Annotated in this window: 10 protein-coding genes; all 10 read right to left on the bottom strand. The window is 35.6% G+C overall.

The window, feature by feature from the left end; translation table 11 throughout:
* Positions 1 to 12: 12 nt before the first annotated feature.
* Positions 13 to 1,473 (bottom strand): bifunctional methyltransferase/pyrophosphohydrolase YabN, encoded by a 1,461-nt coding sequence (locus ACK1U5_RS27210; RefSeq protein WP_000014241.1) that lies wholly within the window; start codon positions 1,471 to 1,473, stop codon positions 13 to 15.
* A 12-nt stretch (positions 1,474 to 1,485) separates the two neighbouring features.
* On the bottom strand, positions 1,486 to 3,087 hold the full coding sequence (locus tag ACK1U5_RS27205) for a putative polysaccharide biosynthesis protein (protein WP_000387592.1): 1,602 nt from the start codon (positions 3,085 to 3,087) through the stop codon (positions 1,486 to 1,488).
* 230 nt (positions 3,088 to 3,317) lie between these two features.
* Entirely contained in the window at positions 3,318 to 3,854 is a 537-nt protein-coding gene (gene spoVT / locus ACK1U5_RS27200) for a stage V sporulation protein T (RefSeq protein WP_000648302.1), read from the bottom strand.
* A 136-nt stretch (positions 3,855 to 3,990) separates the two neighbouring features.
* Entirely contained in the window at positions 3,991 to 7,521 is a 3,531-nt protein-coding gene (gene mfd, locus ACK1U5_RS27195; RefSeq protein ID WP_000579678.1) for a transcription-repair coupling factor, read from the bottom strand.
* A 105-nt stretch (positions 7,522 to 7,626) separates the two neighbouring features.
* Positions 7,627 to 7,851: an anti-sigma-F factor Fin family protein gene (locus ACK1U5_RS27190; RefSeq protein WP_000399438.1), complete on the bottom strand. Its 225-nt coding sequence runs from the start codon at positions 7,849 to 7,851 to the stop codon at positions 7,627 to 7,629.
* A 70-nt stretch (positions 7,852 to 7,921) separates the two neighbouring features.
* The gene (gene pth / locus ACK1U5_RS27185; protein WP_000767702.1) at positions 7,922 to 8,482 is read right to left on the bottom strand and encodes an aminoacyl-tRNA hydrolase; all 561 of its coding nucleotides are present in this window, start codon (positions 8,480 to 8,482) and stop codon (positions 7,922 to 7,924) included.
* A gap of 72 nt (positions 8,483 to 8,554) precedes the next feature.
* The gene (locus ACK1U5_RS27180) at positions 8,555 to 9,508 is read right to left on the bottom strand and encodes a ribose-phosphate diphosphokinase (RefSeq protein ID WP_000107420.1); all 954 of its coding nucleotides are present in this window, start codon (positions 9,506 to 9,508) and stop codon (positions 8,555 to 8,557) included.
* A gap of 21 nt (positions 9,509 to 9,529) precedes the next feature.
* Complete coding sequence (gene glmU, locus ACK1U5_RS27175; RefSeq protein ID WP_000071039.1) at positions 9,530 to 10,909, bottom strand: bifunctional UDP-N-acetylglucosamine diphosphorylase/glucosamine-1-phosphate N-acetyltransferase GlmU; 1,380 nt, start codon at positions 10,907 to 10,909, stop codon at positions 9,530 to 9,532.
* A gap of 312 nt (positions 10,910 to 11,221) precedes the next feature.
* The gene (gene spoVG / locus ACK1U5_RS27170) at positions 11,222 to 11,515 is read right to left on the bottom strand and encodes a septation regulator SpoVG (protein WP_000454041.1); all 294 of its coding nucleotides are present in this window, start codon (positions 11,513 to 11,515) and stop codon (positions 11,222 to 11,224) included.
* A 152-nt stretch (positions 11,516 to 11,667) separates the two neighbouring features.
* Positions 11,668 to 12,042: a RidA family protein gene (locus tag ACK1U5_RS27165; RefSeq protein ID WP_000869811.1), complete on the bottom strand. Its 375-nt coding sequence runs from the start codon at positions 12,040 to 12,042 to the stop codon at positions 11,668 to 11,670.
* Positions 12,043 to 12,064 lie beyond the last annotated feature (22 nt).

Genomic DNA, 12,064 nt, shown 5'->3' with positions numbered 1-12,064 from the left:
CAAATCCCCCTATTAACGCTCTGTCTGTTTCGCTTCTTCCCATAAAACATCTAACTGTTCTAATGATAAATCTTTCATCTCTTTATTCATTTCAGCTACTTTTGCCTCCATGTATAAAAAACGACCAGTAAATTTCTCATTAGTTGAACGTAACGCCTCTTCTGGATCTATTTTGTAATGACGAGCTATATTAACAAATGCAAATAGTAAATCACCAAACTCACCCAGCATCTTTTTCTCATCCATATTTGTAACCTCTTGTTGGAACTCTTGCCATTCTTCCAAAGCTTTCTCTATCATCGGTTGCACATCAACCCAATCAAATCCAACCTTACCAGCTTTCTTCTGAATTTCATAGGCGCGTAGTAACTGCGGCAAACTTTTGGGAACACCATTTAAAACAGATTCTTTCACGAATCCTTTTTCTTGTTTTTTAATTTCTTCCCAATTTGCAATCACTTCATCAGCGCTGTTTACATCCGTATTTCCAAACACATGCGGATGGCGACGAACCATTTTCTCAGATAGAGTTCGAATGATATCATCTATAGAGAACCAACCTTCATCTTCTCCGATTTGAGCATGAAGCATAACTTGTAATAATATATCACCTAATTCTTCTACTAAGTGATCATCATCCTCTTCATCGATTGCTTCCAACACTTCATAAGCTTCCTCAATTAAATATTTCTTTAATGATTGATGTGTTTGCTTTTTATCCCACGGACAACCATTTGGACCACGAAGTTCCGCAATAATTTCTCTAAGAACATCAAACTGTTGATACAAGGACGCACGCTCCTGAACTGGCGGCACGTACACACTCGTTAAATTATTCAATTCCGTTTCATGATCTAACATGTACAACGGTACCTTCTTTACTTGTTCAAATGAAGTTCCTGCAGCTGTTACGATATACACTTCATAATCATCTGGTAACATCTCCATTAATGTTAATTTCACATCAGATGCAACGAATGCATCATATACTTGGCAAAAGATTAAATGTTGACGCAGTTCTAATTGCCCTCTTTCAAATGATGTAGCATCAAGTAATTGGAATCCTTCAATCGGATCAATCTTTAGACTTGCAAACATAGGATCAAGGAAACTTTGTCCACCCTCAATTCGCACTTCAACATTTGAAACTTCTCCTTTTTCCAACAGTAGCTGAACTGTTCTTTCTGCTACAAGTGGATGCCCGGGAACAGCATAGATAATTTCTGTACCTTCAGCTTGTTCTAGCAATTTATTCGCAATTGTTTCATATACAATTTCAAACGTATCATGTGCTTCATATACAGCATCAAAAGACGTATATTGTACGCCTTCTTTCTCCAATTCTTCTATAACTGGATGTTCTTTCGTTCTAACAAACAGATGGTCTGCTTCTTTTATTTTTCGATATACACCCATCGTTAGCTGATCTAATTCACCAGCTCCTAAACCTAAAATAGTAATGATTCCACTCACAACCAGTCACCTCTATCCACTCTTCTTCAATGAACCTTCTTTTTTCTCTTGTTTCATAACGGTTCCTAATTCTTTTTTTGTAAATACACGTAATTTCAAAATAAAAAACATATATGTCAATCCGCCAATGGCTACACCTAACAACGCTTCAAGTGTCGCGCTTCCTCTATGTTCCGTATCAATTACTAATCCAGACATCTGTAACACACGTGTGAATATCATTAATACAAATCCCATACAGATACCACTAATTACTATCCCTAACATATTTCGCTTATTGATAAGTGACCCTGATACAGCTCTCGTAAGCAACAAAGTATTTAGTCCAGAGATTATAATTAACGCACATAAAGTCGCAAAGGCTGCACCTTTCACACCCAAATAAGGCATGAATATATAATTTAACGCTAACTTTAAGCAACCTCCAAATACAACAAATAATGCTGGCTTAAACGTTTGCCCCAATCCTTGTAAAATAGAAGCTGTCGTAATTGACAATGAACTAAATAAAATAGATAACGATAAAATAGATAAAACATCTGATCCATCACTGTTTTCAAACAACATAATATTCGTAGGTTGAATAATACAAGTTAGTCCAATAGCTGCTGCAAGTCCAATAACACATGTTATTTTCACTGCTAACTTTACCTTTTCTTGAATAAAGGAAAGATCTCCTCTTTCCTTCGCCGCTGTAATAATCGGAATAAGTGACAACGAGAAAGAAGTCGTCACAACAGTACCTAATTGCATTAGCGGAATACTTCTATCATAAACACCCTTTAATACCTTTGCATTTTCAGCCTGTTCTCCCACACCAATAAGTAAGCTGTAAAAGGACACTGAATCAGCCATCTGTATAAAAATAAGCACTAAATTACTAACACAAATCGCTAACCCCTGCCAAAAAAGGATTTTAACTATCTTCCTTTTACCCTTAATTCTCGCTGCACTTTTGAAGAATATAGAACGAAAATCTTGACGCATATACAATATAAGTACAATAATCCCAATAAGACCACCCGCAATTGAGCCTAACATAGCCCCTGCACCAACTGTATATAAATCAAATCCGTGAGCAATTAGGAATAGCGATAAAAATACAATAATAGAAACTCGAATTGTTTGTTCTATTACTTGCGAAACAGCCGTTGGCATCATATTATTAAATCCTTGAAAATACCCTCTTGCTACAGACAAAAATGGCATCAATAAGAATGAAAATGAAATAACACGTAGTAACTTATCTAAGTGTATATCGCCCATAGCTACCGCAATTGTTTCGGCCCCAAAAAACAATGTAAAGAAGCCTATAAAACCAATTCCTAATAAGAACCAAAAAGATACACAAATAATTTCTTCTGCTTCTTTTTGTTTTCCCCGCTCTAATCGTTCTGCAACCATTTTCGAAATGATAACAGGAAATCCATAAGTAGCTAAAATTAAACAAAATCCATAAAACGGGTAAATTTGTTGGTAAATATAAAACCCAATATCCCCCGCTATATTTTGATATGGAATACGGTAAAAAGCGCTTAATACTTTTGTAACGAAACTTGCAATCGTTAATATAATAGCCCCACGCCAAAAGGCTTGATACTTCTTCGCTTCCATACAAGAAAACTCCTTTTTCTATTCTCACCTCTCGTATTATATCATAAAGAAAAGAACAAACTCCCTTCCCAACACGGGTAATAATGAGTTCCTACACGTTAAAAATATTCAACGAAAAAAGGTAGCAAAGTGCTACCTTCATTCAATATACATATATCTCCAAATAATTGATTTCTCAAAAAGAAAGATCATAATTAGGAAAGATTGCTACTTCTAAAATCAATATACCCTTACTGTTCCATTTGTTTCGCTAAGAAACTGGCAGCAGTATTAACCGCTTTATGCTCGATCTCGCTTATAATAGCTTCTTTTGAAAAAATAATGACGGCTCCAATCGGATCTCCGTTTGCAACAATTGGTCCAACTGTATAAGAATGAACCTTTTCTGTTACACCATCAATAATGGAAATATCACTTTCATCCGTCATAATAACAGACTTTCGTTCTTCCATCGTTTTTTCAATTAAATCGCCAACACTTTTATTTAAGTATTCTTTTTTCGATACACCTGATACTGCGATGATAGAATCTCGATCACACACAAGCACATTATGTCCTAAGCTGTCATATAAAGCATCAGCATATTCTTTTGCAAAATCACCTAGCTCACTAATTGGAGAATACTTCTTTAAAATTACCTCTCCATCGCGATCAACAAATATTTCTAGTGGGTCTCCTTCTCGAATACGTAAAGTTCTACGAATTTCCTTCGGGATTACGACCCTGCCTAAATCATCAATTCGACGTACGATTCCAGTTGCTTTCATTCTAATGCTGCCTCACTTTCTACTGATGATCAAAGTGGTGAATTTACCTGTTCATGTAAAAATCACCAACTGTTAGATATAGTATTTTACACATTAGTTCTTCTATGCACGTCGAATTGTATTTTTTTATCTTATTTTAGGCATTTATTACTTCTTTTTTTACATCTGGTAAGCCTTTTAATAAATTTTCAGCAATCGTTAACCACTTCGATGTCTCTAAGCCATTTGTTTTCATAACAATTTTCAATTGTGATCCTTCCATTCCTAAACCAATCATACGTCCAAAACTATTTCCGAGCATGAATAATTTTCCACCATCAATATTTTGACTTGCTTGTTCAGAAAACAGGAATGTTACTTCAAATTTATTCTGCTTAATTAATTCAATTTGTTCTTTCATTGCCAACACTTTAATATTTGCAATTTGTAATAAATAACCAACTTCTTGTGGATAATCGCCAAATCTATCGATCATTTCTTCCTGCAATTCTTCAATATCCTCAATTGCAGAAACACCTCTAAATTGTTTATACATCATAATTTTTTGCTTACTATCTGAAATATAAGCATCTGGTAAGTATGCATCTACCTCTAAGTCAATTTCAACATTAACTATATTTTCAGCCCCATCTGTTCCTCTACGCTGTTCAATTGCATCTTTTAACATTTGAGAATATAGATCAAATCCGACAGAATCAATAAATCCATGCTGTTCTGCCCCTAACAAATTACCTGCTCCACGAATAGATAAATCTCTCATCGCAATTTTGAAACCAGATCCAAGTTCCGTGAACTCTTTAATTGCTTGTAGACGCTTCTCTGCAACCTCTGACAGCACTTTGTCACGTTTATATGCAAAGTATGCATATGCAACACGATTAGAACGTCCAACACGCCCACGAAGCTGATACAACTGTGATAATCCCATACGATCTGCATCAAATACAATTAACGTATTTACATTCGGAATATCTACACCCGTCTCAATAATTGTTGTACTTACAAGAACATCATGCTGTCCTTCTAAAAATGATAGCATAACAGACTCTAATTCGCTTTCGTTCATTTTCCCATGTGCGTACGTTACGCGGGCATCTGGAACTAACATCGAAATTTCATCTGCTTTTCTTTCAATATCCTCTACACGGTTATATAGGAAGTAAACTTGACCACCTCTTGCAAGCTCTCGCTCTATCGCCTCTCGCATTAACGCTGGATTATACTCGACTACATACGTTTGGACTGGGAAACGATTTTCTGGTGGTGTCTCAATAACAGATAAGTCGCGCACACCAAGCATAGACATATGAAGCGTCCGCGGAATCGGAGTTGCCGTTAATGTTAATACGTCAACATTCGCCTTCAATTGTTTAATTTTTTCTTTATGTGTCACACCAAATCTTTGTTCTTCATCAATAATAAGAAGCCCTAAATCTTTATAAGTAACATCTTTAGATAAAATACGATGTGTTCCGATTACAATATCTACTGTTCCATCCTTTAAGCCCTTAATTGTTTCATTTTGTTGTTTCCTCGTACGGAATCTACTTAATAAGCCTATATTGATTGGATAATCTTGAAAACGCTCTCGAATTGTTTCATAGTGTTGCTGCGCAAGAATCGTTGTCGGTACTAAAATTGCAACTTGTTTTTCATCCATAATCGCTTTAAATGCCGCACGAATAGCCACTTCAGTCTTCCCATACCCTACATCACCACAAAGGAGCCTATCCATCGGGCGTCCGCGTTCCATATCTTTTTTAATCTCGTCAATAGAACGTAACTGATCCTCTGTCTCTTGGTATGGGAAAGATGATTCGAACTCTTGTTGTTCTGCCGTATCTGGCGTATATGCATAGCCTTTTGAAGCTTCGCGCTCAGCATATAGTTTAATTAGGTCATCCGCAATGTCTTGTACAGATTTTTCAACTTTCGTTTTAACCTTTTTCCAATCATTCCCACCTAATTTGTAAACTTTCGGATCCTTACCTTCAGATCCTACATATTTTTGAACTTGATCAATTTGTTCAATTGGAACGTATAGCTTATCATTACCTTGATATTTAATATTTAAATAATCTTTATGAACACCATTAATCTCTAATGTCTCAATACCTAAAAATTTACCTATACCATGATTTACATGAACTACATAATCTCCAACTTTTAATTCCGAATAACTTTTAATACGTTCAGCATTCGATAGCTTTTGTTTACGTTGTGATTTTTTAACTTTCTTATGAAAAAGCTCCTTTTCAGTAATGACAACAAGCTTTTGCATCGGCATTTCAAATCCTGCATGTAAATCACCTACAGCAATTTGTAACCTTCCAGGCAATAAAATATCTGTACCTTCTACAATATCTGCCTCAATATCATAATCACTTAAAATATGTTGTAATTTTTTCACACGTTCATCATCTGTTCCGAGTACAACAGTCGTAAAATGCCCTTCATTCCATCTATCAATTTCTGTTTTTAACAAATTCATCTGTCCATGGAAATCTTGCATTGTTTTACATGTTACATTAACAATATTTTGCGGATGTGTGTGTGCGATATGACGCAAGAATAACGTTAAATATACAAAACTTCTTTTTTTATGATGAAGAAACCCCTCGAATGGGTGAGAGAAAGATAAATCTTGAATAATTGTTCCTTCACCAAGAAGTGATATATACCATTCCGCCTCTTCTGTTTCAAGATGTGATGCTGTTTCTTGAATACGGGAAATCTCATCTAAAATTACAACACCATCTTCTGGTAAATAATCTATCAGACTAGCAGGTTCTTTATAGAAAATAGATAAGTATTTAAACATCTGTTCTATACTTTGCCCGTTTTTCAACATCTCAATTTCATGACTTACCGTCTCAAGCACTTTAGTCTTTAGTTTATCATCAGAAAGTTTTTGCATCGTCTTAGTCAAGCCTTCTTCAAGATGCTGAATTCCTGATTTTAATTCTTCCTGTGAAAATAAAAACTCTGTTGCCGGACCAAACCTAACGTTTTCTTTTTTACCTTGAGAACGCTGTTCATCCACATCAAATAATCGAATAGAATCGACTTCTGTATCAAAGAATTCAATACGAAATGGTAGTTCTTCAGTTAAAGGATAAATATCTAATATTCCCCCACGCAAACTGAACTCCCCTGGAGCTTCTACCATCGACTTACGTTCATAGCCAATATGATGTAAAGTATGCAAGAGCGCATCTAAATCAATCTCTTGCCCTAGATTGATTTCAACTTGCTTTTGCTTCCACAATTCTTTTATTGGTAAAAATCTACGCAATCCTGCCACTGGCGCTACAATGATTCCATTCTCTCCCGCAGCCAAGCGATTTAACACTTCTATACGTTGCGCCTTCAATTCTGGACTTGCAACTCCAATTTCCGATGCTATCAGTTCATTCACTGGATATAACCACACATCTTTTTCACCAAGTAACGCCACTAAATCTTCATGTACTTTTTGTGCTTGGTATAAGTTATGTGTCACGATTAATTGTGATTTTTTTGTTTTTTTATATAAAGCCGCCATTAATAATGAACGAGAAGACGTTGCCATCCCTGATATAAGTTGTTCTTTTAACCCATCTTCTAACCCATTAATAACCGATTGTATCTCTTCATTTTTATAAAATTGCTCTAATAAACCTATCATCTTTAAAACTCCTCTCAACATAAAGAGCAAGTCATTCTATTTTATGCAAATATTTTGGAAAAGGAAAACAGAAAAATGCTTTGGACATGCCAAAGCGACAACATTTTATTGCAGAAATTTTTCATACTCATAATACTCAGGATAAGATGCGAGCGTTTCTTGACACGATTCACAAATCGTTTTTATATATATATTTCCATTCTCATGAAAATGAATCATTTCTACTACTTCTTGCTCCGTTAGTTGAAATAAAACGTCGCTATATACTTTTTCTGCGTTAATGGAGCCTACATTACCTCCGCAGTGTCTGCAATAATAATACCCTTCCATACTAGCCTCCTAAAAATTCAATTACTACTAGTATGGGTAAAACAAAAGAGAAATATTCCCAATCTCATTTTTAACTATTGAAAGTATTCATGATTTGAAGAAAAGGCTTATTTAGCCACTCTTCACATGCATCCGCTGCTTTTTCAATAGAATGGTTAACATCCGGAATCTCTTCAGATGTAAAGCGTCCTAATACATAATCGACTACCTTCATTCCATTTTTCGGGCGATCAATTCCCATACGGATACGTTGAAATTCTTGTGTTCCTAAGTGCGAAATCGTTGACTTTACACCATTATGTCCACCAGCACTACCTTTCATGCGAAGACGCAATTTACCTACAGGAATGTCTAAATCGTCGTACATAACAACGAAGTCCTCAACATCAATTTTATAATAATCCATAAGTGGACGAATACTTTCCCCAGATAAATTCATGTATGTTAGCGGCTTTAATAAGATTACCTTTTCTCCATTAACAAACCCTGCACCAAATACACCTTTAAATTTTTGTTCATTCAAAGAAATGTTCCAACGCTTCGCAAGTTCATCAATGGCCATAAATCCAATATTATGCCTTGTTAATTCATATTCTCTACCTGGGTTCCCAAGTCCTACTATCAATTTCATTCTTGTACCACTACTTTCTTTTTTCGATACGAAAAGACGTAACCAATTTTGGTTACGTCTCATTCTATCCAATTAATTGAATAATACACTCACAGATTCTTCTTCGTATACACGAATGATTGCTTCTCCGATTAATGGAGCAACTGAAAGTTCATGTACTTTGTCGATTTTCTTCTCTTCTGGTAATACGATAGAGTTCGTTACAACTAACTCTTTAATGTTTGAATTTTGAATACGCTCAATTGCTGGACCAGATAATACTGGGTGTGTACAGCAAGCATATACTTCAGAAGCACCGTTCTCAACAAGAGCGTTTGCTGCTAATGTAATTGTACCAGCTGTATCAATGATGTCATCAATTAAAATCGCTGTTTTGCCTTCAATATTACCGATAATGTTCATTACCTCTGAAACGTTCGGGCGAGGACGACGCTTATCAATAATAGCGATTGGCGCTTTTAGACGATCTGCCATTTTTCTCGCACGAGTTACACCACCATGATCAGGAGACACGATTACGATATCTTTAAGACCTTTTGTTTCAAAGTAATCAGAAAGAATCGGTACACCCATTAAGTGGTCGATTGGGATATCAAAGAACCCTTGAATTTGTGGAGCATGTAAATCTAGAGTGATTACACGAGTTGCACCTGCTGTTTCAAGCAAGTTTGCTACAAGTTTCGATGTAATTGGTTCACGAGAACGCGCTTTACGGTCTTGACGCGCATAACCATAGTAAGGAATAACAATATTAATTGTTTTCGCAGATGCACGTTTTAATGCATCGATCATAATAAGTAATTCCATGATATGTTCGTTTACTGGGAAGCTTGTAGATTGAATAATGAATACATCGCAACCACGGATACTTTCTTCAATGTTAATTTGAACTTCTCCATCACTAAAACGATCAACAGAACATTTTCCTAGTCCTACTCCAATATGCTTTGCAATCTGCTCAGCAAGTTCCTTATTAGAGTTTAAAGAGAATACTTTCAAATTAGAATTTAGATATTGAGTCGACATCTAGATTAACCCTCCACATTATTATGATTTTTTCTTATTCAGCAATTGATCAACATAGTCTTCTTTGTTAACTTGACGTGCACGTGCTACCGATAATGCTTTTGATGGAACATTCTCTGTAATTGTAGAGCCTGCCGCCACATAAGCACCATCTTCAACTGTTACTGGAGCAACAAGGTTTGAATTACATCCAATAAATACCCCATTACCAATCACAGTTTTGAATTTATTCTTACCGTCATAGTTCACCGTAATTGAACCACAACCAAGATTCACGTCTTCTCCAACTTGTGCATCCCCGATATAACTCAAGTGTGAAGCTTTACTTCTATTACCAAAGACAGTTTTTTTGATTTCCACGAAGTTTCCAACGCGTACTTCGTCTCCAATAACTGAATCTGGGCGAATATGTGCAAATGGACCAACCGATACTTCTGTACCAAGCTTACTATCATGTACAGTAGATTGTCGAATTGTCGTACGATCTCCAATTTCACTATCGCGAATTACTGTATGCGGTCCAATTTCACAATCAGAACCAATTACAGTGTTCCCCTCAATAATTGTTCCTGGATGAAGAACTGTATCGCTACCGATAATTGCATCAGCAGAAATATAAGTGTTACTTGGATCAATAATTGTAACACCATTTACCATGTTCTTTCGGTTGATACGGTTTTTCATAATAATTTCCGCTTGCGATAGAGCGACTCTGTCGTTAACACCTAACGTTTCATCGAACTGCTCTGTTTGATAAGCTGATACGATATGACCTTCATTTTTTAAAATCTCAATAACATCTGGAAGGTAATATTCACCTTGCACGTTATCATTTGAAACTTTAGAAAGTGAAGCAAATAAAGCCTTATTATCAAAACAATACGTACCTGTATTGATTTCTTTAATAGCTAATTCTTTCTCATTTGCATCTTTATGCTCAACAATCTTTTCAACATGACCATTCTCATTACGAACAATACGGCCATATCCAGCAGGCTCTTCTATGTATGCTGTTAGCACCGTCGCCATTGCTCCTGCTTCTTTATGTTGCTGAAGTAATGCTTCCATTGTTTCAGCAGTTATTAGAGGCGTATCACCACAAATAACTAAAGTTGTTCCTTCTTCATTTGCAAGTACACTTGCAGCTTGATCTACAGCATGTGCTGTACCAAGTTGTTCTGCTTGTAATGCAAATTCACTTACGTTCCCTAGCTGTTCTTGTACCATTTCAGCACCATGTCCAACAACCGTTACAAGTTTCTGCAATCCTAATTGAGATACTTGATCGACTACGTGTTGTACCATAGGTTTTCCACATACAGGATGCAGCACTTTGTATAGCTTAGACTTCATACGTGTGCCTTTACCTGCAGCTAGAATCACTGCAAATCTGTTTGACATATAGACCCTCCATCGCAACCTATTTATCCATTAAAGATATTATCCTAAATCATCATATATTTCAAGAAACACATTTTAACTATTAAATTTTACCATAATTCTTATAAGATGTTTTACTCTTTAGTATCTTTTTTAAGAAATAAGCTATACTATTTAAAATGATTTTGAAAAAATTAGTAGTTTCTTCTTTTTATGTTAATAAATTATGAAGTTTCCAAATATAAAACAAAAAAAACAAACCCCTGTAAATGCTTACAGGAGTTTGCTACAAAATTATAAGGCTTTTTGTCAAAAGCCCTTTTCATTCGAATTTTACGAAGCACCTGCTTCTTCAAACTCAACCTCTTCTAACTCGCCTAAACGATGATACTCTGTTAAAACCGCATCTTGAATTTTAGAGCGTGTACCAGAATTAATTGGATGTGCAATGTCACGGAACTCTCCATCTGGAGTACGTTTACTTGGCATTGCTACAAATAATCCATTATTACCATCAATTACACGAATATCATGAACAACAAATTCATGGTCTAGAGTAATAGAGGCAATTGCTCTCATGCGGCCTTCTGTGTTTACGCGGCGTAATCTTACGTCAGTCACTTCCATCTTGTGTTCACCACCCTTTTCTAAATAAGCGATATATTTGTATAAATTCCACAAATTTTCTATTTTCCCTTTAATTTTTTAAAAATTTTTAAGATAAAAATTTTTAAAGTAGTTGAATATAGAGATTAGTGGAGGTTATCGCTTACAAAAGGTTACTTAACTAGGGCGATTACTTCAATTTCAACGGAAACATCTTTCGGTAATTTTGCTACTTGCACACAAGATCGAGCTGGTTTATGAGTAGAGAAATAAGAGCTATACACTTCATTCACAGCATTAAAATCATCCATGTCCTTTAAAAATACTGTTGTTTTTACGACTGTATCAAATGAAGCACCTGCTTCCTCTAATACCGCTTGTAAATTTTGAAATACTTGTTCTGTTTGTACTGTTACATCTCCTGTTACAAGCTCCCCATTTGCCATCAATGGAATTTGTCCTGAGCTATAGAACATGTTATTTACAATAATCCCCTGTGAATAAGGTCCAATTGCTTGTGGTGCCTTGCTTGTTTGAACAACTTTCATACTTTTCACCCTTTTATTATTT

The organism is Bacillus sp. XB1, assembly GCF_053557995.1.
This window is presented reverse-complemented; position numbering and strand designations above follow the sequence as displayed.

Excerpts from the sequence above, each read along its gene's own strand:
- ACK1U5_RS27205 (WP_000387592.1), bottom strand. The coding sequence starts at position 3,087 with ATGGAAGCGAAGAAGTATCAAGCCTTTTGGCGTGGGGCTATTATATTA.
- spoVT (WP_000648302.1), bottom strand. The coding sequence starts at position 3,854 with ATGAAAGCAACTGGAATCGTACGTCGAATTGATGATTTAGGCAGGGTC.
- mfd (WP_000579678.1), bottom strand. The coding sequence starts at position 7,521 with ATGATAGGTTTATTAGAGCAATTTTATAAAAATGAAGAGATACAATCG.
- ACK1U5_RS27190 (WP_000399438.1), bottom strand. The coding sequence starts at position 7,851 with ATGGAAGGGTATTATTATTGCAGACACTGCGGAGGTAATGTAGGCTCC.
- pth (WP_000767702.1), bottom strand. The coding sequence starts at position 8,482 with ATGAAATTGATAGTAGGACTTGGGAACCCAGGTAGAGAATATGAATTA.
- ACK1U5_RS27180 (WP_000107420.1), bottom strand. The coding sequence starts at position 9,508 with ATGTCGACTCAATATCTAAATTCTAATTTGAAAGTATTCTCTTTAAAC.
- glmU (WP_000071039.1), bottom strand. The coding sequence starts at position 10,909 with ATGTCAAACAGATTTGCAGTGATTCTAGCTGCAGGTAAAGGCACACGT.
- spoVG (WP_000454041.1), bottom strand. The coding sequence starts at position 11,515 with ATGGAAGTGACTGACGTAAGATTACGCCGCGTAAACACAGAAGGCCGC.
- ACK1U5_RS27165 (WP_000869811.1), bottom strand. The coding sequence starts at position 12,042 with ATGAAAGTTGTTCAAACAAGCAAGGCACCACAAGCAATTGGACCTTAT.